The sequence below is a fragment of the Pseudomonas sp. MWU12-2020 genome, assembly GCF_023100605.1.
Taxonomy (GTDB): Bacteria; Pseudomonadota; Gammaproteobacteria; order Pseudomonadales; family Pseudomonadaceae; genus Aquipseudomonas; species Aquipseudomonas fluorescens_H.
Genome location: NZ_JALMEX010000001.1, coordinates 871374 through 894000, shown reverse-complemented (window position 1 = coordinate 894000; position 22627 = coordinate 871374). Strand labels below are relative to the sequence as shown.

Below are 22627 nucleotides of genomic sequence, written 5' to 3'. Positions count from 1 at the left end.
ACCTCAGGCAAACGCAAAACCCAATGTGGAAGCGGGCTTGCTCGCGAAAGCGGTGTGTCAGTCACTGTAAATGTCGACTGAAACACCGCTTTCGCGAGCAAGCCCGCTCCCACTTTTTTGTACTGTGTTATTGGCTTAACCCGCGCTGCGACTCATCCGAATACGCTTGCGCGCACTGCGCGTCAGGCGAATCGACAGCATGAACGCCGCGCAGCTCAGACCAACGATCAAACCCTGCCACAAGCCGCTCGGGCCACGCGGCTCGCCGAGCCAATCGGTCAGGCCGAGGGCGTAACCCACCGGCAGGCCGATGCCCCAGTAGGCGAACAGCGTCAGGATCATCGTCACCCGGGTGTCCTGATAACCGCGCAGGGCGCCGGCAGCCGTCACCTGGATTGCGTCGGAAAACTGGAACAGCGCCGAATACACAATCAGCATCGCCGCGATATGAATCACCGTCGGGTCGGCGGTGTAGATCGCCGCAATCGGCTCGCGCAGCAACAGCATCATGCTCGCCGACAGACAGGCGTAGGCCAACGCAGTGCCCATGCCGACGCCGGCTGCAAAGCGTGCTTCACGCGGTTCTTCACGGCCCAGTGCCTGGCCGACACGCACGGTCACCGCCATGCCCAGCGAATACGGAATCATGAACACCAGCGAGCTGACGTTCAGCGCAATCTGGTGCCCGGCCACCACCGTGGCGCCGAGGCTGCCGATCAGCAGGGCGATCACCGCGAAGATGCTCGACTCGGCAAACACCGCGATGCCAATCGGCAGGCCGATCGCCAGCAGGCGCTTGATCACCGCCCATTGTGGCCAGTCGAAACGGCTGAAGATCTCGCTCGAACGATAAGCTGGCGCCCAGCGCTCGTAACCGGCCAGACCCAGCGCCATGACCCACATCACGATCGCCGTGGCCCAGCCGCAGCCGACGCCGCCCATGGCCGGTACGCCGAAGTGGCCATAGATGAAGATGTAGTTCAGCGGAATGTTCAGCGCCAGACCGCACAGGCCCAGCACCATCGCCGGACGGGTGCGGCCGATGCCGTCACTGGTGCAGCGCAGCACATGATAGAACGCCACCGCCGGCAGGCCGCTGGCAATGCCGTGCAGGTATTGCATGCACGGGCCGATCAGCTCGGGATCGACTTTCATCAGGTGCAGCACCGGTTCGGCGGCGACCAGCATGCAAGTCGCGATCAACCCCACCACCAGCGCCAGCCACAACGCCTGACGGACGATCGGGCCGATTTCACTGTGGGTGCCGGCGCCGAAACGCTGGGCGACTTTCGGTGTGGTGGCCAGCAGGGTGCCGGTCATCAACAGAAAAACCGGGACCCAGATCGAGTTGCCCAGCGCCACCGCCGCCAGATCACGTGGCCCGACGCGGCCGGCCATCACGGCATCGACGAAGCCCATGGCGGTGGTCGCCAGTTGCGCGATGATGATCGGCAACGCCAGGGCGAGCAGGTTCCTGAACTCCAGGCGAATTCGCGCGGGGCGGGTGAGTGAGGCAGCGAGAGGTTGATCAGTAACAGAATTCACAGGCAAAGCGTCCACAGGTGTTGATGCGCAAGGCGCCGCATTCTACGCCGCTGACGTGACAGTCAGGAAAAATCCTCTGTTGCGGATTTGTAATCATCAAGGCCATCCACTTTGGCGAGGCAGGTTGCTCCCGCCGGGAAGCGAAGCGTCCTCGCCACCGTGCAGTCTGCGCTGGCTCAACGGTGGATCAGCACCTAAACTGCCGATCCCCCCAAGGAGCCCGCCATGCTGATTGTTGCCGACGAAAATATCCCGCTGCTCGATGCCTTTTTTGCCGGTTTCGGCGAGATCCGCCGGGTCCCGGGCCGCTCCATCGACCGTGCGACGGTCGAGCAGGCCGACGTGCTGCTGGTGCGCTCGGTGACCAACGTCAATCGCGCGCTGCTCGAAGGCAGCAAGGTGCGTTTCGTCGGCACGTGCACTATCGGCACCGATCATCTGGATCTCGATTATTTCAACGAGGCCGGCATCACCTGGTCCAGCGCACCCGGTTGCAATGCGCGGGGCGTGGTCGATTACGTACTCGGCAGCCTCATGACTTTGGCGGAAATTGAAGGCGTCGATCTGCCACAACGTACTTACGGCGTCATCGGTGCCGGTGAAGTCGGCGGCCGGTTGATCAAGGTCCTCAAGGGCCTGGGCTGGAATGTCAAAGTCTGCGACCCGCCGCGTCAGGCGGCCGAGGGCGGCGATTACGTCAGCCTGGAGCAGATCATCGAGCAGTGCGACGTGATCAGCCTGCACACGCCGCTGACCCGTATCGGCGAAAGCGCGACCTGGCACCTGTTTGATGAGCAGCGTTTGCAACAGCTCAAATCCGGTACCTGGCTGATCAACGCCGCCCGTGGTCCGGTGGTGGATAATGCCGCGCTGCGCAAAGTGCTGCTGGCGCGCGAAGACCTGCAAGCAGTGCTCGACGTTTGGGAAGCCGAGCCTGAAGTCGATGTGGCCCTCGCCGAACTCTGCGTGCTGGCCACGCCGCACATTGCCGGCTACAGCCTTGATGGCAAACAGCGCGGTACGGCGCAGATCTATCAGGCTTATTGCGAGTTTATCGGTCAGCCGCCGAGTATCCAGCTCAGTGACCTGTTGCCGGCACCGTGGCTGTCAGAAGTGACCCTGCACGCCGACAGCGATCCGGCCTGGGCGCTGACGATGTTGTGCCGCGGGGTGTACGACCCACGCCGCGATGACGCGGATTTTCGCCGCAGTCTTGTAGGCAATGTCGCTGAACAGCGTGCGGCGTTCGATGTATTGCGCAAGCAGTATCCGGTGCGACGCGAGATTGAAGGGCTGAAAGTGCGGATCGACGGGAATTCGCCGCAGTTGCAAAAGATTGTGGCGGCGCTGGGGGCGGTGGCTGTCTAGAAATAAAATTGGCTTTATCGCTGGCAAGCCAGCTCCCACAGGTTCTCCGTGTTACGCAAGATCTGAGCTGACCCTGGACCTGTGGGAGCGGGCTTGCCCGCGATGGTTGCACCACAATCGTCGATTTGTGGGCAGAAAAAACCCGGCCAAACAGGGGCCGGGTCAGGAAGACGGTGGCTATATCACTTTTGTTCGGCAGGCTTGACCAATCGCTTCTCCAGTTCGCGGCATGCTTGCTGGATCATGTCTTCAGTGATCGGTACTTCACGCCCGTCCTTATCAATAATCGAGCAACCCAGAGGTTGGCCGGGCTTGGTGCGGATCACTTGAATCTTGTCATCGCTGCGGTGTTGCAAGGACATGGCCTGTCTCCTCATCAGGTTGTGCACGTAGATTAAAACCGCCACGTGACCAGGCTGTGACAACACCTTTGGGTCTGTCAAAAGCGGCATCTCCACTCCAACAGAAATGACCGCTCGTCTCAACCGGGACATTAGACCAATAGCAACTATGGCCTAGTCTTTGGGGGCATATTTAACCTGACTCATTGTGATTTACAGAGTTCCGCCCCATAGAAGGTTTAGGCTAGCCCTTTCACCAACACGGATGTGTACCTGAATGATCTCGAAGCTTTCTTCCCGGCACCGTCGCGCGCTGAGTCTGACCAGCCGATTTCTGGCGCCTTATCGTTGGCAAGTCTGCGCTGCGCTGCTGGCGTTGATCGTCACCGCGGCCGTCACTTTGTCGATGGGGCAGGGGATCAAATTGCTGGTCGATCGGGGCTTCATGACCCAGTCGCCGCACCAGTTGAACCAGAGCATTGGGATCTTCATGCTTATGGTACTGGGCCTGGCGGTCGGCACATTTGCGCGGTTTTACTGGGTGTCGTGGATCGGCGAGCGTTGTGTGGCGGATATCCGGCGCGAGGTGTTCAACCATCTGGTGTATCTGCATCCCGGTTTTTACGAGAACAACCGCAGTTCGGAGATTCAGTCACGGCTGACTGCCGACACCACATTGCTGCAATCGGTGATCGGCTCGTCACTGTCGATGTTTCTGCGCAACCTGTTGATGGTGATCGGCGGGGTGGTCCTGCTGTTCGTCACCAACCCGAAACTCACCAGCATCGTGGTGATTGCCTTGCCGTTCGTAGTCGCCCCGATCCTGATTTTCGGTCGGCGCGTGCGCAATCTGTCGCGGCTGAGCCAGGACCGGGTCGCCGACATCGGCAGCTATGTCTCCGAGACCCTCGGCCAGATCAAGACCGTGCAGGCCTACAACCATCAGGTGCAGGACGAGCGGCGTTTCGCCACGACGGTCGAGGATGCATTCGACACGGCGCGCAAACGGATTTTTCAGCGTTCCTGGATGATCACTGTGGTGATCGTGCTGGTGCTGGGCGCGGTGGCGGTGATGTTGTGGGTCGGTGGCATGGACGTGATTGCCGGGCGCATCACCGGTGGCGAACTGGCGGCTTTCGTCTTCTACAGCCTGATCGTCGGCAGTGCGATCGGCACGTTGAGCGAGGTGATCGGTGAGCTGCAACGTGCGGCGGGTGCCGCCGAGCGGATCGCTGAATTGCTCAGTTCAAAAAACATCATCCAGCCACCGACCATCGGGCTGGTGACGTTGCCAGAACGGATCAAGGGCGAACTGCAATTGCAGAATGTGCACTTTTCCTACCCGTCGCGTCCGGACAGCTACGCCGTCAACGGCTTGAGCCTGACCATCAGGGCCGGCGAGACCCTGGCCCTTGTCGGGCCATCAGGTGCCGGTAAATCCACGGTGTATGACTTGCTGTTGCGCTTCTACGACCCGATTGAAGGCCGGATCCTGATCGACGGCGTGCCGCTGACCAGCCTCGACCCGCTGGACCTGCGCCGCAATTTCGCCCTGGTCTCGCAATCGCCCGCGCTGTTTTTCGGTAGCGTCGAAGAGAATATTCGTTACGGCAATGCTGGCGCGACACTGGAGCAGGTCAAGGAAGCGGCAAGAATTGCCCATGCCCATGACTTCATCGAGAAGATGCCCAACGGCTATCAGACCCATCTGGGGGACGCCGGCCTCGGCCTTTCCGGCGGCCAGCGTCAACGCCTGGCGATTGCCCGCGCGCTGCTGGTGGATGCGCCGATTCTGCTGCTGGACGAAGCTACCAGCGCCCTCGATGCGCAAAGCGAACATCTGATTCAGGAAGCCTTGCCCAGCCTGATGCAAAACCGCACCACGCTGGTGATCGCACATCGACTGGCCACGGTGAAAAACGCCGACCGGATCGCCGTTATGGATCAGGGCCAGTTGGTAGCGATCGGTACCCACCAGGAGCTGATCGTGAGCAATCCGCTGTATGCGCGGTTGGCGGCGCTGCAGTTCAATGATGGGCACGCCGTGGCGGTTTAGAACTGGCGCAGGCCTTTGCTGACGACAAAAAAATGCCCGCATCGATTGATGCGGGCATTTTTCATTTCAGGTAATCAGCACCGGTCATTGGTCGTCGAAATACCGCTCATGCCAATCCACCAGCGGCTGCGGTGAATTGAGTTTCTGGCCGTAGATCACCGAGTACGACAGCACGTTCTGCACGTACTGGCGGGTTTCGTCGAACGGGATGCTTTCCACCCAGACGTCGAAGCTCAGGTGATCGGCGCCGCGCAGCCACTGACGCACGCGGCCGGGGCCGGCGTTGTAGGCGGCGGAGGCGAGCACGCGGTTGCCGTTGAACTGGCTGTGCACCTGACTCAGGTAAGCGGCGCCGAGCTGGATGTTTTTATCAGGATCAAGCACTTGCTGTGGCGAGGCCAGCGGGATGCTGAACTTGCGTGCGGTTTCCTTGGCGGTGCCGGGCATCAACTGCATCAGACCGCTGGCGCCGACACCGGAGCGGGCATCGTCCATGAAGGCGCTTTCCTGGCGGGTGATGGCGAACACCCAGCTCGAATGCAACCCGCGAACCTTGGCTTCACGCACCAGCGTGTCGCGGTGGGCCATAGGGAAGCGGATGTCCAGGTCGTCCCAGTACTGCGCCTGGCTGATGGTGCGGATCGCCGGGAAGTACCATTTCAGGTCGTAGGCCAGTTTGGCCTGGGCGACCATTTCGTCCCGATTGAAATGGCGGCTGACGTGATACCACTCGCGACGCCCGTCGACGATCTGCCCGCGGGCATGGAATTCCAGAGCACGGCGTATGCCCGGTGTATTGCGCACCTTGTTGATGGTGGCCTGGCTGAGCACAAGCGGCTTGTTCACTAGCGAATAAGGCGATTGCGAACGGTCGGCGGCGAGGAAACCGTAGAAATCGCGTTCCTTGGCCAGATTCTTGTACAGGGTCTGCGCTTCCGGGTTCTGCGGTTGCGCCAGTTCCAGGCTGCGGGCCTGCCAGTAGCGCCAGCGGTTGGTGGTCGCCAGATCCTGTGGCAGGCGACGGGTCAATTGATAGGCATCGTCCCAGCGTGCCAGACGCAACAGCAGACGCAGGCGCCATTCGGAAACGGTGTTGTCACGCAGCTCGGGATCATATTGAGTCATCACGTCCAGCGCGCGGCTGTCGAAACGCCGGGCCAGGGTCAGGCCGATTTCCCGGGCAATCGCGACCTTCTCGTCACGAGAGAAATGCATGCTGCTGGCGTAACCGTCGAGCAGGGCCATGGCCCTGTCCGGATCCTGACGGGCGAGGCGACGCAGGCCGAGGCTGACAATGTCGGACATCGGCTCGTCGTTCGGGGTGAAGCGCGAAGGCTGATTGAGCAGTTCAGGTTTTTGCGCCACATCGACCAGCAGACGGCCGCGCGGCGCGAGGGTGGTCAGGCCGTTGACCAGGCTGTTCGCCAATGGATAGTTACGCGCCTGAGCGGCGAGTTTGGTGCGCTCCCAGCGTTTCTGTTCGGTCAACTGGCCATCGGCAGCCCAGATCCCGAACAGCCCGTCGCAGGCCGCCGGTTGCGATTTACCGGTCAGCCACAGCTTGTCGGCGTTGGCGTAACCCTCGGCCTTGTGGCCGCTGCTGATCTGGTACTGCGCGTTGAGGCAGTCCAGTTCGGTGAAATTGAGTTTCGGGTCGTAATACTTGACGAAAGTCGCCCAGTCGCCACGGTCGGCGAGCCAGCGCAACCAGCGCAGTTTCATCCAGTTGGCCTGTGGCAGGTCACCGTGTTCGGCGAGGAACTTCTCGATTTCCTCGTTACTGGCGGTCTTCAGACGCGCGGTCAGTTCGTCGTAGGCCAGGTACGGTTCCAGCGGATAATCGGCCAGGGCCTGGCTGTAGCGGAAGTATGGGCCGGTATCGCCCTTGGCCAGTGCGCGCTTGGCTTCATCGTAATACTGGCGTTGGGTGGACAGATCCACCGCCTGAGCGGATTGAGCGGCAGCGGCGGTGAGTAGCAAACAGGACAAGACACTGAAAAGGCGACTGCGCATGAGACATCCGGGCAGAGAAATCATGACAAGTGCCGACCTCGATCAGCACTGAATTGTCTGTAGCTTAGCCTTTTGCCAGCGAGCGGCGAAAGCTTTGCGGGTCTCGCAGCACAAGTTCGCAACAAATGTTGTGCAGAGTGCTTCAGCAGACAAATTGCCGGCCTGCTGAGGGCCTAACTCAGGTAGAATGCGCGCCCGGTTTTTGGAGAAGCTCATGACCCTGCTCAAATTCAGCGATGTGTCCCTTGCATTCGGCGCGATGCCGTTGTTGGACAAGGTGTCCTGGCAGATCGCCCGTGGTGAGCGGGTGTGCATCATCGGCCGCAACGGCACTGGCAAGTCCAGCATGATGAAACTGGTCAAGGGCGACCAGAAGCCCGATGACGGCTCGGTGTGGCGTGCCCCCGGTCTGAAAATCGGCGAATTGCCGCAAGAATTGCCGGTGGCCGACGAGCGGACCGTATTCGACGTGGTTGCCGAAGGCCTCGACGGCGTTGGCGCCTTGCTCGCCGAATACCATCACCTGAGCCAGAACATCGTCACCGACGCCGATCTGGACAAGCTGATGCACGTTCAGCACGACCTTGAAGCCCGTGACGGCTGGCGCTTGCAGACCCTGGTCGACAGCACCCTGAGCCGCCTGCAACTGCCGGCCGACAAGACCCTTGCCGAGTTGTCCGGCGGCTGGCGCCGTCGCGTGCTGCTGGCGCAGGCGCTGGTCTCGGAACCGGATCTGCTGCTGCTCGACGAACCGACCAACCACCTGGACATCGGTGCGATTGCCTGGCTCGAAGAAGCGCTGAAGGATTTCCAGGGCGCTGTGCTGTTCATCACGCACGACCGTTCCTTCCTGCAAAACCTCGCCACGCGCATCCTCGAACTGGATCGCGGCGGCCTGATCGACTGGAACGGCGACTACGCCAGCTTCCTCGTGCACAAGGAAGCTGCGCTGGCCGCGGAAGAAACTGCCAACGCGCTGTTCGACAAGCGTCTTGCTCAGGAAGAAGTGTGGATCCGTCAGGGCATCAAGGCCCGTCGTACCCGTAACGAAGGTCGCGTTCGCGCCCTGAAAGCCCTGCGTGTTGAGCGCAGCGAGCGTCGCGAGCGTACCGGCAAGGCGAACATCCAGCTGGAAACCGCCGACAAGTCCGGCAAGCAAGTGATGGTGCTGGAAAATGTCAGCTTCCATCACCCGGATGGCCCGTACTTGATCAAGGACTTCTCGATGGTCCTGCAGCGCGGCGACCGTATCGGCCTGCTCGGCGCCAACGGTACCGGCAAGACCACCTTGCTGAAACTGATGCTCAATGGTCTGCAGCCGACCAGCGGCAAGGTGGAAGAGGGCACGCGCATCGACGTGGCCTACTTCGACCAGTTGCGCCATCAGCTGGATCTGGAAAAGACCGTGATCGACAACGTCGCCGAAGGTCGCGACTTCATCGATATCGACGGCCAGAGCCGCCACGTTCTGAGCTACCTCGGCGACTTCCTGTTCAGCCCGCAGCGTGCCCGCACGCCGGTCAAGGCGCTGTCCGGTGGTGAGCGCGCGCGCTTGCTGCTGGCCAAACTGTTCAGCAAACCGGCGAACCTGCTGGTACTCGACGAACCGACCAACGACCTCGACGTGGAAACCCTCGAACTGCTCGAAGAAGTGCTGCTGACCTTCAACGGCACTGTGCTGATGGTCAGTCACGACCGGGCATTCCTCGACAACGTGGTCACCAGCACCCTGGTCTTCGAAGGTGAAGGCAAGGTGCGTGAATACGTCGGTGGCTATCAGGACTGGATCCGTCAGGGCGGCTCGCCGCGCCTGCTGGGCGTGACCGAGAGCAAGTCGGGCAAGGCTGACCTTAACTCGGCGGTGGTCACCGCTGAACCTGTCGTGGCTGCCGCACCTGCCGCTGCCGCGCCGGCAGCCAAGAAGAAGCTGAGCTACAAGCTGCAGCGCGAGCTGGAAGCATTGCCGGGCGATATCGATGCCAAGGAGCAGCAGATCGCGGCCGTCGAAGCCGAAATGGCCGAAGCCGGCTTCTATCAGCGTCCGCCGGCAGAAACGGCCAAGGTGATTGCTTCGCTGGAGCAGTTGCAGGCTGAGCTGGATGCACTGGTGGAGCGTTGGGCCGAGCTGGATGCCTGATTGATCCGGCCATGAAAAAGCCCGGCGTTCAGTGATGAGCGCCGGGCTTTTCATATACGGGTGGAGACCTAATGTGGGAGCGAGCCTGCTCGCGAATGCGGTGTGTCAGGCGGCATTAATGCTGAATGTTCCGACGCCTTCGTGAGCAGGCTCGCTCCCACACTGATCAGTGTTTCAGCGTTTGACCAGATGCACTGCGAGCACATCGCAGGGCGCGCCGTGCAGCACGTCGTTGGCGGTGGAGCCGAGCAGCAGCGCCAGACCATGGCGGCCATGGCTGCCGACCACGATCAGGTCGCACAGTTGCTCCTTGGCGAAGTGATGGATTTCCTGGCGTGGCTGGCCGTAGGTCAGGTGGCAATTGGCGCCTTCCAGCTCGGGGTATTTGTGCTTGAGCGTATCAAGGCGTTGCTTGGCCTGATCGAACTGCTGCTGTTGCAGTTGTGACAGATCCATCGGCACATCGCCGCCGAATGCCATCGCCATTGGTTCGACGATATGCACCAGCGACAGCTTGGCACCGTTGCTCGCTGACAGCTCGCGGGCGCGGTGGATCACAGGGTCGCACTCTTCGGTCAGGTCTACGGCGACCAGGATATGGTGGTAGGGCATGAGGTGCTCCTCGTGACGGATCAATATTGTTAAGTATGGCTGGTTTCAAGCGCATTGGTTCCAAAGTGACGCAATGCGCTCACCTATAAGTCGGGAGTAGAGATATGACGGTCTGGTTGGTGGTGTCAATCCTGCTGGTGGTTCTGAGTCCACTGGCATGGTTGCGCCCATCGCGCGTGCAGAGTGGCCGGATGGCCCTGCGCATGGAGGCTCGGCGCATCGGACTGGCCATGCAGTTAGCGCCTCAGGAGTGGCCGCACTGGCTGTCTCAGGAGCCGCCCAACCCGTGTGCGCAATATCATCGGCCACGGCGTGGCAGTCAGCCGGCGTGCTGGACCTACTGGCAGAAATCGCCGGGCGTGTGGGTCAATCAGTGGCAGGAAGTCTGCGAAGACCGATTGTTGCTCAATCATTTCGAAAAGTTGCCGGGCAACGTGTTCAAGGTCGAGGCTGACAAGCAGATGATCGCTTTGTACTGGGGGGAGAAGGGCGAAGCCACGGTTCTGCAGGATATCGATGCGACTCTGAAAGCACTGGCATGACTCGCGGACTTTTCCCACTGCAAGGGTGGGGAGCGTCCGGCAGACGAGCAATAAAAAGCCCGACATGATTCATCGGGCGGGGTGGCCAGGCAGGCCGGTAACTGTTTTTGTCGCTGATTCGTCTTTTTGCAGTCAGCGGATATCCCTGTAGTCCAGCCAGCGTAGCCTTTTAAACAGGGCTCGTTGCGAATTAGGGCGACTTTTCTAACTATTGATTCTATGAATGGCTTTGCATGCAGAGGCGTATTGCAGCTCTGCGTGCGACGGAAGTGACCGCAAAGTCGCATTTCCACCCGTATTTTGGGCGATTGACAATTGTTGGAAATTCCGTGAAGGTGACGTACCCAAATCAAACGGGCGTATGAATTGAGCGTTTGTCTTACAGACTGCTCCTACAGAATCCCGACTATCGCGTTGGCGGGTGTGCCGGGTGGATTGGCGTCAGCATCGACGAAAAAGCGTCCTGCCGAGCCATTTACCTGCGTCCGACGTGTACTGTTCAGCTTCCATATCGTGGAGATCAGTTGATGATTTACGAAGGTAAAGCCATCACGGTTAAAGCTCTTGAAAGTGGCATCGTCGAATTGAAATTCGACCTCAAGGGTGAGTCCGTCAACAAGTTCAACCGTCTTACCCTGAACGAACTGCGTCAGGCCGTGGACACCATCAAGGCAGATGCTTCGATCAAGGGCGTGATCGTCAGCAGTGGCAAGGACGTGTTCATCGTCGGCGCCGACATCACCGAATTTGTCGACAACTTCAAGCTGCCGGATGCCGAGCTGGTTGCTGGCAATCTCGAAGCCAACAAGATCTTCAGCGATTTCGAAGACCTCAACGTTCCGACCGTGGCCGCGATCAACGGCATCGCTCTGGGTGGCGGTCTGGAAATGTGCCTGGCTGCGGACTACCGCGTCATGTCGACCAAGGCCAAGATCGGTCTGCCGGAAGTCAAACTGGGCATCTACCCGGGCTTCGGCGGTACCGTGCGTCTGCCACGTCTGATCGGCGTCGATAACGCCATCGAGTGGATTGCCGCCGGCAAGGAAAACCGTCCTGAAGACGCGCTGAAAGTCAGCGCCGTCGACGCCGTGGTTGCTCCAGAGAAGCTGCAGGAAGCTGCCCTTGAACTGATCAAGCGTGCCATCTCCGGCGAGTTCGATTACAAGGCCAAGCGTCAGCCGAAGCTGGAAAAGCTCAAGCTCAACGCCATTGAACAAATGATGGCTTTCGAAACCGCCAAAGGTTTCGTGGCCGGTCAGGCTGGCCCGAACTACCCGGCGCCGGTCGAAGCGATCAAGACTATCCAGAAAGCCGCGAACTTCGGTCGTGACAAGGCGCTGGAAGTCGAAGCAGCAGGTTTCGTCAAACTGGCCAAGACCTCTGCCGCGCAGAGCTTGATCGGTCTGTTCCTGAACGATCAGGAGCTGAAGAAAAAGGCCAAGGCCTACGACGAAATCGCCAAGGACGTGAAGCAGGCTGCCGTACTGGGCGCCGGCATCATGGGTGGCGGCATCGCCTATCAGTCGGCCTCCAAAGGTACGCCGATCCTGATGAAGGACATCAACGAGCACGGTATCGAGCAGGGTCTGGCCGAAGCCGCGAAACTGCTGGTTGGCCGCGTTGATAAAGGCCGCATGACTGCTGCGAAAATGGCTGAAGTGCTCAACGGCATTCGTCCGACCCTGTCTTACGGCGACTTCGGTCACGTCGACCTGGTTGTAGAGGCTGTGGTCGAGAACCCGAAGGTCAAGCAAGCGGTACTGGCTGAAGTCGAAGACAAAGTCAAAGAGGACACCATCCTCGCGTCCAACACCTCGACCATTTCCATCAGCCTGCTGGCCAAGGCCCTCAAGCGTCCGGAAAACTTCGTCGGCATGCACTTCTTCAACCCGGTGCACATGATGCCGCTGGTGGAAGTGATCCGTGGCGAGAAGTCCAGCGAGCTGGCGATTGCCACCACCGTTGCCTACGCCAAGAAAATGGGCAAGAACCCGATCGTCGTCAACGACTGCCCGGGCTTCCTGGTCAACCGCGTTCTGTTCCCGTACTTCGGCGGCTTCGCCAAACTGGTCAGCGCCGGCGTGGACTTCGTCCGCATCGACAAGGTCATGGAAAAATTCGGCTGGCCAATGGGCCCGGCGTACCTGATGGACGTGGTCGGCATCGACACCGGTCACCACGGTCGTGACGTGATGGCTGAAGGTTTCCCGGATCGCATGAAGGATGACCGTCGTTCGGCCATCGACGTGCTGTACGAAGCCAAACGCCTGGGGCAGAAGAACGGCAAGGGCTTCTACGCCTACGAGGCCGACAAGAAAGGCAAGCAAAAGAAAGTCGCCGATCCGGCGGTACTCGAAGTGCTCAAGCCGATCGTTTATGAGCAGCGCGAAGTCACTGACGAAGACATCATCAACTGGATGATGATCCCGCTGTGCCTGGAAACCGTGCGCTGCCTGGAAGATGGCATCGTTGAAACTGCCGCCGAAGCCGACATGGGTCTGGTTTACGGTATCGGTTTCCCTCCATTCCGTGGCGGTGCGCTGCGCTACATCGATTCGATCGGTGTTGCCGAGTTCGTTGCCCTGGCTGACCAGTACGCTGATTTGGGCGCGCTGTACCACCCGACCGCGAAGCTGCGCGAAATGGCCAAAAACGGCCAGAGCTTCTTCGGTTAAGCGCCCCCAACTAGAGTGAGAGTGAACTTATGAGCTTGAATCCTAGAGACGTCGTGATTGTCGACTTCGGTCGTACGCCGATGGGCCGCTCCAAGGGCGGCATGCACCGCAACACCCGTGCCGAAGACATGTCGGCACACCTGATCAGCAAACTGCTGGAACGCAACGCCAAGGTCGATCCTGCTGAAGTCGAGGACGTGATCTGGGGCTGTGTAAACCAGACCCTGGAGCAGGGCTGGAACATCGCACGCATGGCGTCGCTGATGACCCAGATCCCGCACACCTCGGCCGGCCAGACCGTCAGCCGTCTGTGCGGCTCGTCGATGAGTGCTCTGCACACGGCGGCGCAAGCGATCATGACCGGCAACGGTGACGTATTCGTGGTTGGTGGCGTCGAGCATATGGGCCACGTGAGCATGATGCACGGTGTTGATCCGAACCCGCATATGTCGCTGTACGCGGCGAAAGCCTCGGGCATGATGGGTCTGACTGCAGAAATGCTCGGCAAGATGCATGGCATCACCCGTGAGCAGCAGGACGCCTTTGGCGTGCGCTCCCACCAGCTCGCTCATAAGGCGACTGTGGAAGGCAAGTTCAAAGACGAAATCATCCCGATGCAGGGTTACGACGAAAACGGCTTCCTGAAGCTGTACGACTACGACGAAACCATTCGTCCGGAAACCACCCTGGAAAGTCTGGCGGCCCTCAAGCCTGCCTTCAATCCAAAGGGCGGCACCGTGACTGCCGGTACTTCGTCGCAGATCACCGATGGTGCTTCGTGCATGATCGTGATGTCGGCGCAGCGTGCGCAGGATCTGGGGATCCAGCCGATGGCCGTGATCCGTTCGATGGCAGTGGCGGGTGTGGATCCGGCGATCATGGGCTATGGTCCAGTTCCGGCTACACAAAAAGCTCTGAAGCGTGCGGGCCTTGGCATCAACGATATCGACTTCTTTGAGCTCAACGAAGCTTTCGCTGCACAGGCCCTGCCAGTGCTGAAAGATCTGAAAGTGCTCGACAAGATGAACGAGAGGGTTAACCTGCACGGCGGCGCGATCGCCCTGGGTCACCCGTTCGGTTGCTCCGGTGCCCGTATTTCCGGCACCTTGCTGAACGTGATGAAGCAGAATGGCGGCACCTTCGGGGTGGCTACCATGTGCATTGGTCTCGGCCAAGGCATCTCCACCGTCTTCGAACGCGTTTAAGCGTCTCGTCGATGGAAGCCGGGGCCAAGTGCCCCGGTTTTTGTTTTTGTGGATTTATTTTGTATTTATTTTGAAAAAATTTGAGTGAGGGCCGAAGCATGCCGATACAACCTGGGCTCTACCAACATTACAAGGGGCCGCAGTACCGCGTATTCAGTGTTGCGCGGCATTCCGAGACCGAAGAAGAAGTGGTGTTTTACCAAGCCCTGTATGGCGAATACGGCTTTTGGGTGCGCCCCTTGAGCATGTTTCTGGAGTCGGTCGAGGTTGACGGCGAGCAGGTGCCACGCTTTGCTTTGGTGCAAGCCGAACCGAGCCTTTTTTCCAAGGTATGAGACGAGTGCGTGCAGAACCCTGCGCTTGACCTCACCTTGTATCAACTATATATAGCGGTGCCGCGTCAGGCGCCAACCGCCTTTCACTTCTAGAATTCAGGAATTTTCTGATCCATGGGCAAATCGCTGGTCATTGTGGAATCCCCGGCTAAGGCCAAGACCATCAACAAGTATCTGGGTAACCAATACGTGGTGAAGTCGAGTATCGGCCATATCCGAGACCTGCCCACCAGCGGTTCGGCTAGCGCCAGCAAAGAGCCAGCCGCCAAGCGCGGCAAGGCTGCCGCAGGTGAAGGGCCGGTGCTCACGCCGAAAGAGAAGGCGCGCAAGCAGCTGGTCTCGCGTATGGGTGTCGATCCGGAACACGGCTGGAAAGCCAAGTACGAGATCCTCCCGGGCAAGGAAAAGGTCATCGAAGAGCTGCGCCGGCTCGCCAAGGATGCTGACACCATCTATCTCGCAACCGACTTGGATCGCGAGGGGGAAGCCATTGCCTGGCACCTGCGCGAAGCCATCGGTGGTGATGACAGCCGCTACAAGCGCGTGGTGTTCAACGAAATCACCAAGAAGGCGATTCAGGAAGCCTTCTCCGAGCCGGGCGAGCTGGACATCGATCGTGTAAATGCCCAGCAGGCGCGTCGTTTCCTCGACCGCGTTGTGGGTTACATGGTCTCGCCGCTGCTATGGGCCAAAATCGCCCGTGGTCTGTCGGCCGGTCGCGTGCAATCGGTTGCCGTGAAGCTGGTGGTCGAGCGTGAGCGCGAGATTCGCGCATTCAACCCGGAAGAATACTGGGAAGTGCACGCTGATCTCGGCACCGCCAAAGGCTCGACCGTACGCTTCGAAGTGGCTCGCGAGAAGGGCGAAGCCTTCAAGCCGCTCAACGAAGCCCAGGCCACGGCCGCGCTGGAGAAGCTCAAGTCTTCCAGCTACAGCATCGTCAAGCGCGAAGACAAACCGACCAGCAGCAAGCCGTCGGCGCCGTTCATCACGTCAACCCTGCAGCAGGCCGCGAGCAACCGCCTGGGCTTCGGCGTGAAGAAAACCATGATGATGGCCCAGCGTCTGTACGAAGCCGGCTACATCACTTATATGCGTACCGACTCGACCAATCTTTCGGCTGATGCCGTGGCAATGGCGCGCACTTACATCGAAGACGAGTTCGGCAAGAAGTACCTGCCGGAAACGCCGAACGTCTACAGCAGCAAGGAAGGCGCACAAGAGGCTCACGAAGCGATTCGTCCGTCTGACGCCAACACCACGCCGAGCAAACTTGCGGGCATGGAGCGTGACGCAGAGCGCCTCTACGAGCTGATCTGGCGCCAGTTCCTCGCCTGCCAGATGCTGCCTGCGCAGTACCTGTCGACCACCGTCAGTGTCGCCGCTGGGGATTTCGAGCTGCGCGCCAAGGGCCGCATCCTCAAGTTCGACGGTTATACCCGCGTCATGCCGCAGATCGCCAAGCCTGGCGATGACGACGTTCTGCCGGACATGGCGCAGGGCGACGTGATGAAGCTGATCAAGCTTGATCCATCGCAGCACTTCACCAAGCCGCCGGCCCGTTACTCGGAAGCCAGTCTGGTGAAAGAAATGGAAAAACGCGGCATCGGTCGTCCTTCGACCTACGCGGCGATCATTTCGACCATTCAGGATCGCGGCTACGTGACCCTGCACAACCGTCGTTTCTATTCGGAAAAGATGGGCGACATCGTCACCGAACGTCTGTCGGAGAGCTTCTCGAATCTCATGGACTACGGCTTCACCGCCGGCATGGAAGAGAACCTCGATGACGTGGCTCAGGGCGAGCGCGACTGGAAAAACGTGCTGGACGAGTTCTACGGCGACTTCAAGAAAAAGCTCGAAGTGGCCGAAAACCCGGACAACGGCATGCGTGCCAACCAGCCGGTCATGACTGACATTCCGTGCACCACGTGCGGTCGTCCGATGCAGATTCGTACCGCATCGACTGGCGTGTTCCTCGGTTGCTCGGGTTACAGCCTGCCACCAAAAGAGCGCTGCAAGGCCACCGTCAACCTGGTTCCGGGCGACGAGATTGCGGCGGACGACGAGGGTGAATCGGAGTCGCTGGTGCTGCGCGGCAAGCATCGCTGCCCGATCTGCAGCACGGCGATGGACGCTTACCTGCTCGACGAGAAGCGCAAGCTGCACATCTGCGGTAACAACCCGGATTGCGCCGGCTACGAAATCGAAGAGGGCAACTACCGTATCAAGGGCTACGAAGGTCCGAGCCTGGAATGCGACAAGTGCGGCAGCGAGATGCAGCTCAAGACCGGCCGCTTCGGCAAGTTCTTCGGTTGCACCAATCCGACCTGCAAGAACACCCGCAAACTGCTCAAGAGCGGTGATGCGGCGCCGCCGAAGATGGATCCGGTGAAGATGCCTGAGCTGAAATGCGAAAAGGTCAACGACACCTACATCCTGCGCGACGGTGCTTCCGGTCTGTTCCTGGCGGCCAGCCAGTTCCCGAAAAACCGCGAGACTCGTGCTCCGCTGGTGATCGAGATTCTGCCGCACAAGGACGAGATCGATCCGAAGTACCATTTCCTCTGCGAAGCACCGCAGAAGGATCCTGATGGTCTGCCAGCGGTCATCCGTTACAGCCGCAAGACCAAGGAGCAATACGTGCAGACCGAGGTCGACGGCAAGCCTACCGGCTGGAAGGCTTATTACGACGGTGGCAAGTGGACTGTTGAAGACAAGCGCACGAAAGCCAAGGCCGAGTAAGCGTTAGCCTGATACACAAAAGGCCGCATGATGACCCTCGGGTTTTCATGCGGCCTTTTTGTTTTGTGCTTGCGGTCGGATCCGTTGATCCATGACACTGTCGGGTCTGTGTGACGCAATTATTTCGCTGTGGAGACTGCCGGCATGGCGCACGAACTCTATACCCGCACCAATCAGAAGATCTATTTCGCCGGCCTGTCGCTGGACGCTCTGGCTCGCGCCGAAGAGGGGCGGGCGATGAATTCGTTGGCGTTGATTCAAGCTGGGCGTGAATCGGCGTTGTTTCACCTCTATGGCGCGCTTCTGGGGCTGTGCCATGAGATCGCCGGTTTCTACCGTCTGCCTCAGGCTAATGCGTCGCGAGCGGAAGCGTTGCTGACTCGCGAAGTCCTGGAATCGATTGCGATCCCTGAGCTGGCCGAGATGATCGAGTTGGCGGGCAATCCTGAAACCTGGCTGGCGAAACTGCTGGCGGCGCACTCGGCGTTGTTTCAGCCGCCACGGGTGCCACACAAGCCCAAGGGTGATGTGACACAGCCATTGATTCAGGCCGTTAATCTGGATGAAGAAGAAACGCCGCAAGAGTTGAGTCGCGAAGAGCTGGAGAGCTGGCGGCAGAATCTCAAAGGCCTGGCCATCCGCTTTCGCGAAGGCTTGAACGAATGCTGAGGACAATTGACACGGTGGCAATCTGAAACATGCTGCTGGTCAAGATACCGAGCGAAGCCTGAATGATGTCTATATAATCCCTGCCTTTCGTGGAGAACAGACCTATATGCCAACGTCCTTTCTAGAAATTGTCGAGTTACCAGACGGCCGAATCGAACTGCGCAGGGCTGAGGACGAGGGGTCTCTGGTGACGCTGGATTTCTCCGAGGATGCCAAGGCGTTCCTGCAAGGCCAGCACGTGGAAATCGCCAAGGCGATGTTGAGCGTCGGCGTGCAGATGGCCGGTCGTATGGTTGAAGGCGAATTTGATAAGGAAGAAGGGCCGCGGGTTCTTCACTGAGCCCCGCCTGTCGGCGTTTGCTGTTACCGCATCAGATCGGCTTCTCTGTCCTTGGAGAAGCCATGCGCTTCACACAGCGCGTGTCACAAGTGAATCAACCCAATCGAATATTCAGACTCTGAGCGTCGCCCGTGCGCGCAGCACTGATCAACTGCTGTCGTGAGCTTGTGTTCAGCGGGTTGAGCCAGGTCACCACCGTGTGACTACGACCCAGACGCAATGCTTCGCAGGCCAGTTGCTGGGCGCTTTGCGCGCCACGTGGTTGCAGCAGCAGAATGCGTTCACGGTTCAGGCCGGCCTCGCGCAGCCAGATCTGGGTCAGGCTGGCAGGAGGGGCAATCAGCGTCAGCCAGCGCGCGTCCTGATCTTCGCTCAGTTCGCGCAGGATCGGGGCTAGCAGGTTCAGGCAGTTCCCGGCTGCACCGCGCAGTGACAGCTCGCTGAATACTTCCGGTTCGGCAATCCATGGGCGCTCGACCACATCTTTCAGGATCGGCGCCATCGGTTGTGCCAGAAACGCTTCGAATAACGGCAGTTGTGTTTGCTGAGGTGTGTGTGGGAACTGCATAAAGCCTCCTTTAGCGGCGGATTACGCCGACACTCAAGCCTTCGATCACCAGTTCCTGATCTTTCAGGTCGACTTCGATAGGGGCGAACTCGGGGTTTTCGGCAATCAGCCAGACTTTGCTGCCTTCGCGCTTGAAGCGCTTGACGGTGACTTCGTCGCCGATTCGCGCAACCACGACCTGACCATTGCGTGCTTCGCGGGTGGTGTGAACCGCCAGCAGGTCACCGTCGAAAATACCGATGTCCTTCATGCTCATGCCGTGTACGCGCAGCAGGTAATCAGCGCGAGGGTGGAAGAACGCGGGGTTGATATTGCAGGACTCTTCGATGTGCTGCTGGGCGAGGATCGGTGCACCGGCGGCGACCCGGCCAATGATCGGCAGGGTAGAGTCGTCAGTCTTGGCTTCAAACCCGGGAATGCGAATGCCGCGGGAGGCGCCCGGGGTCATCTCGATCGCACCCTTGCGGGCCAGGGCCTTGAGGTGTTCTTCCGCCGCGTTGGGCGACTTGAACCCCAGTTCCTGAGCGATTTCCGCGCGGGTTGGCGGGTAGCCGTTGTCTTCGAGGCAGCGTTTGATAAAGGCCAGAATCTCGGCTTGGCGTGGCGTCAGCTTTAGCATATTGATCGCTCTGTCTTTTTATACAGTGACTGGGATTATATACAGTGAAGCGGTCTTGGCAATGCCCGTTTTTTTGCAGGCTGCCGGACGGTCGGCAGCCGTGCTTATTAAAGGAGCGGTCCAGTGTGGTTAAATAGCTGACCGACCATTCCCAAAACGGACTGGCAGGCTTGACAAGGCACAGGCTGAAACGTATGTTTCAAACAAGTGTTTGTCAGGCGGAGTAGCCATGGCCCAGTCGGAAACCGTTGAACGCATTCTTGATGCTGCCGAGCAGTTGTTCGCGGAGAAAGGTTTCGCGGAAACCTCATTGCGTTTGATCACCAGCAAAGCCGGAGTAAACCTGGCGGCGGTGAACTATCATTTCGGCTCCAAGAAAGCGCTGATCCAGGCGGTTTTCTCGCGCTTCCTCGGGCCGTTCTGCATCAGCCTCGATAAGGAGCTCGAGCGTCGCCAGGCCAAGCCTGAAAACAAGCCGACCCTTGAAGAACTGCTGGAAATTCTCGTCGAACAGGCGCTCGTGGTGCAGCCACGCAGCGGTAACGATCTGTCGATCTTCATGCGTTTGCTCGGCCTGGCGTTCAGTCAGAGCCAAGGCCACTTGCGTCGCTATCTGGAAGACATGTACGGCAAGGTGTTCCGCCGCTACATGCTGCTGGTCAACGAAGCGGCTCCGCGCATTCCACCTATCGAACTGTTCTGGCGCGTGCACTTCATGCTCGGCGCTGCGGCGTTCAGCATGTCCGGGATCAAGGCCTTGCGTGCGATTGCCGAGACCGATTTCGGCGTCAACACCTCGATTGAACAGGTGATGCGTCTGATGGTGCCGTTCCTTGCCGCCGGCATGCGTGCCGAAACCGGTGTCACCGACCCGGCCATGGCGACTGCGCAACTTCGTCCGCGCAGCAAATCGACCCCGGTAGCCGCCAAGGTTTAACCGCACACGGGTGGGCGCGGCAGTTTACATCCGCTAAGCTAGCCGCCCATGCCGACTCTCGTTCTGAACCCGTTTCCTATCGACATCGCCAACCTGCCGGGCACCGCTCTCGGTGGCGATGTCGTGCGAATCGGGTTTTTCGTTTTCAAGGAATCTCTATGACTGCTGGCCTGCAAGGCTCGTTGATGGTGGACGTCGCCGGTACCTGGCTGACGGCCGAGGATCGCCAATTGTTGCGTCAGCCCGAAGTGGGCGGCCTGATCATTTTTGCCCGCAACATCGAGCATCCGCGCCAGGTGCGTGAGTTGAGCGCCGCCATCCGCGCCATTCGCCCGGATCTGCTGCTGGCGGTCGACCAGGAGGGCGGTCGCGTGCAGCGTCTGCGTCAGGGCTTCGTGCGCCTGCCGGCGATGCGCGCCATTGCCGACAACCCGAACGCCGAATACCTCGCCGAACAATGCGGCTGGATCATGGCCACCGAAGTGCTGGCGGTCGGCCTCGACCTGAGTTTCGCCCCGGTGCTGGATCTGGATTACCAGCGCAGCGCCGTGGTTGGCACGCGTTCGTTCGAAGGGGATCCCGAGCGCGCCGCGTTGCTCGCCGGCGCCTTCATCCGCGGCATGAACAGCGCGGGCATGGCCGCTACCGGCAAGCATTTCCCCGGTCACGGTTGGGCCGAAGCCGACTCCCACGTCGCGATCCCGAATGACGAACGCAGCCTCGACGAGATTCGTGCCAACGACCTCGTACCGTTCGCCAGACTCAGCAAGCAATTGGCAGCGGTCATGCCGGCGCACGTCATCTATCCGCAAGTCGATTCGCAGCCGGCCGGGTTCTCCCGCCGTTGGTTGCAGGACATCCTGCGCGGCGAGTTGCAGTTCGACGGCGTGATCTTCAGCGACGACCTGTCGATGGCCGGCGCCCATGTGGTCGGCGACGCCGCCAGTCGCATTGAAGCCGCGCTCAGCGCCGGTTGCGACATGGGCCTGGTGTGCAACGACCGCGCTGCAGCCGAACTGGCCCTGAGTGCTGCGCAACGGATGAAGGTCAAGCCGTCCGCGCGTATTGCGCGGATGCGCGGACAGGCGTTCGCCAGCACCGACTACCGTCAGGATCCGCGCTGGCTCACCGCCATCGGCGCGCTAAAAGACGCTCAATTGATCGATTAAGGACTCTTCGTTATGACGGTTTACGCAATCATCGGTGGCACCGGCCTGACCCAGCTCGAAGGCTTGAGCATTCGTCAGTCGTTGGCGGTGGACACCCCTTACGGTGCGCCTTCGGCCGAGGTGCAAATCGGCGAGTACGCCGGCAAGGAAGTGTTGTTCCTCGCCCGTCACGGCCATCCGCACCGTTTCCCGCCGCACAAGGTCAACTACCGCGCCAACCTGTGGGCGCTGAAGCAGGCCGGCGCCGAGGCGATCATCGCGGTCAATGCGGTGGGCGGGATTCATCCGGCGATGGGCACCGGCCATTTCTGCGTGCCGCATCAGATCGTTGATTACACCAGTGGCCGTGAACACACGTTTTTCGCCGATGATCTGGAGCACGTCACCCATATCGATTTCAGCTTCCCTTACAGTGAGCCGCTGCGTCAGCAATTGATCGCCGCGCTGGCTGCCGAAGGCTGCGAATACAGCGATCAGGGCGTGTACGCCTGCACCCAGGGCCCGCGTCTGGAAACCGTGGCGGAGATCGTGCGTCTGGAGCGTGACGGTTGCGACATCGTCGGCATGACCGGCATGCCGGAAGCGGCATTGGCCCGTGAGCTGGATCTGGATTACGCCTGCCTGTCGCTGGTGGTGAACCCGGCAGCAGGCAAGACCACGGCGGTGATTACCATGGCCGAGATCGAGCAGGCGCTGCATGACGGAATGGGCAAGGTGAAATCGACGTTGGCGCGGGTGTTGGCCAGCTAAG

19 protein-coding genes are annotated in these 22627 nt (G+C 60.0%); 13 read left to right on the top strand and 6 right to left on the bottom strand.

The features are described from left to right. Nucleotides 1–135: 135 nt before the first annotated feature. Nucleotides 136–1545, bottom strand: coding sequence for an MATE family efflux transporter (locus M0814_RS04230; protein WP_003226614.1), 1410 nt, complete (start codon nt 1543–1545; stop codon nt 136–138). A gap of 225 nt (nt 1546–1770) precedes the next feature. Between M0814_RS04230 and pdxB the strand changes: the two genes are divergently transcribed. Continuing rightward, nucleotides 1771–2913 carry a 4-phosphoerythronate dehydrogenase PdxB gene (gene pdxB, locus M0814_RS04225; RefSeq protein ID WP_103485799.1) on the top strand — a complete coding sequence of 381 codons (1143 nt, stop codon included), beginning with the start codon at nt 1771–1773 and terminating at the stop codon, nt 2911–2913. Between the two features lie 182 nt (nt 2914–3095). Here the strand turns inward: pdxB and M0814_RS04220 are convergent, their stop codons facing one another. Next, nucleotides 3096–3275: a PA1571 family protein gene (locus M0814_RS04220; protein ID WP_045122558.1), complete on the bottom strand. Its 180-nt coding sequence runs from the start codon at nt 3273–3275 to the stop codon at nt 3096–3098. 256 nt (nt 3276–3531) lie between these two features. Here M0814_RS04220 and M0814_RS04215 point away from each other — a divergent pair, with 256 nt between their 5' ends. After that, on the top strand, nt 3532–5310 hold the full coding sequence (locus M0814_RS04215) for an ABC transporter transmembrane domain-containing protein (protein WP_103485798.1): 1779 nt from the start codon (nt 3532–3534) through the stop codon (nt 5308–5310). An 84-nt stretch (nt 5311–5394) separates the two neighbouring features. Here M0814_RS04215 and M0814_RS04210 read toward each other — a convergent pair whose 3' ends face one another. Beyond that, the gene (locus tag M0814_RS04210; RefSeq protein WP_003226606.1) at nt 5395–7323 is read right to left on the bottom strand and encodes a transglycosylase SLT domain-containing protein; all 1929 of its coding nucleotides are present in this window, start codon (nt 7321–7323) and stop codon (nt 5395–5397) included. Nucleotides 7324–7537: 214 nt separating this feature from the next. Here M0814_RS04210 and M0814_RS04205 point away from each other — a divergent pair, with 214 nt between their 5' ends. Continuing rightward, nucleotides 7538–9460 (top strand): ATP-binding cassette domain-containing protein, encoded by a 1923-nt coding sequence (locus tag M0814_RS04205; protein ID WP_003226605.1) that lies wholly within the window; start codon nt 7538–7540, stop codon nt 9458–9460. A 174-nt stretch (nt 9461–9634) separates the two neighbouring features. Here the strand turns inward: M0814_RS04205 and M0814_RS04200 are convergent, their stop codons facing one another. Next, a complete protein-coding gene (locus tag M0814_RS04200) occupies nt 9635–10072 on the bottom strand; it encodes a universal stress protein (protein WP_103485797.1) in 438 nt (145 codons plus the stop codon). 104 nt (nt 10073–10176) lie between these two features. Here M0814_RS04200 and M0814_RS04195 point away from each other — a divergent pair, with 104 nt between their 5' ends. The 7 genes from M0814_RS04195 (at nt 10177) to M0814_RS04165 (ending at nt 18583) form a co-directional block, all read left to right on the top strand. After that, nucleotides 10177–10614 carry a hypothetical protein gene (locus tag M0814_RS04195; protein ID WP_003226602.1) on the top strand — a complete coding sequence of 146 codons (438 nt, stop codon included), beginning with the start codon at nt 10177–10179 and terminating at the stop codon, nt 10612–10614. A 527-nt stretch (nt 10615–11141) separates the two neighbouring features. Further along, nucleotides 11142–13289: a fatty acid oxidation complex subunit alpha FadB gene (gene fadB, locus M0814_RS04190; RefSeq protein ID WP_103485796.1), complete on the top strand. Its 2148-nt coding sequence runs from the start codon at nt 11142–11144 to the stop codon at nt 13287–13289. A 29-nt stretch (nt 13290–13318) separates the two neighbouring features. Further along, entirely contained in the window at nt 13319–14494 is a 1176-nt protein-coding gene (gene fadA / locus M0814_RS04185) for an acetyl-CoA C-acyltransferase FadA (protein WP_103485795.1), read from the top strand. 98 nt (nt 14495–14592) lie between these two features. After that, nucleotides 14593–14829, top strand: coding sequence for a DUF1653 domain-containing protein (locus M0814_RS04180; RefSeq protein ID WP_003226597.1), 237 nt, complete (start codon nt 14593–14595; stop codon nt 14827–14829). A 114-nt stretch (nt 14830–14943) separates the two neighbouring features. Next, a complete protein-coding gene (topA, locus tag M0814_RS04175) occupies nt 14944–17574 on the top strand; it encodes a type I DNA topoisomerase (RefSeq protein WP_003226594.1) in 2631 nt (876 codons plus the stop codon). A gap of 144 nt (nt 17575–17718) precedes the next feature. Next, entirely contained in the window at nt 17719–18243 is a 525-nt protein-coding gene (locus M0814_RS04170; RefSeq protein WP_003226593.1) for a DUF6586 family protein, read from the top strand. Between the two features lie 106 nt (nt 18244–18349). Beyond that, nucleotides 18350–18583, top strand: a complete 234-nt coding sequence (locus tag M0814_RS04165; protein ID WP_003226592.1) for a hypothetical protein — start codon at nt 18350–18352, stop codon at nt 18581–18583. Nucleotides 18584–18677: 94 nt separating this feature from the next. Here the strand turns inward: M0814_RS04165 and sulA are convergent, their stop codons facing one another. Beyond that, the gene (sulA, locus tag M0814_RS04160) at nt 18678–19151 is read right to left on the bottom strand and encodes an SOS-induced cell division inhibitor SulA (protein ID WP_003226591.1); all 474 of its coding nucleotides are present in this window, start codon (nt 19149–19151) and stop codon (nt 18678–18680) included. 10 nt (nt 19152–19161) lie between these two features. Then, nucleotides 19162–19770 carry a transcriptional repressor LexA gene (lexA, locus tag M0814_RS04155; RefSeq protein ID WP_103485794.1) on the bottom strand — a complete coding sequence of 203 codons (609 nt, stop codon included), beginning with the start codon at nt 19768–19770 and terminating at the stop codon, nt 19162–19164. Between the two features lie 229 nt (nt 19771–19999). Here lexA and M0814_RS04150 point away from each other — a divergent pair, with 229 nt between their 5' ends. From M0814_RS04150 to M0814_RS04140, 3 genes are all read left to right on the top strand, one after another. Continuing rightward, on the top strand, nt 20000–20707 hold the full coding sequence (locus tag M0814_RS04150; protein WP_007961819.1) for a TetR/AcrR family transcriptional regulator: 708 nt from the start codon (nt 20000–20002) through the stop codon (nt 20705–20707). Nucleotides 20708–20865: 158 nt separating this feature from the next. Continuing rightward, nucleotides 20866–21876 (top strand): beta-N-acetylhexosaminidase, encoded by a 1011-nt coding sequence (nagZ, locus tag M0814_RS04145; protein ID WP_025111059.1) that lies wholly within the window; start codon nt 20866–20868, stop codon nt 21874–21876. A gap of 12 nt (nt 21877–21888) precedes the next feature. Then, nucleotides 21889–22626, top strand: coding sequence for an S-methyl-5'-thioinosine phosphorylase (locus M0814_RS04140; RefSeq protein ID WP_103485793.1), 738 nt, complete (start codon nt 21889–21891; stop codon nt 22624–22626). The last annotated feature ends 1 nt before the right edge of the window (nt 22627 follow it).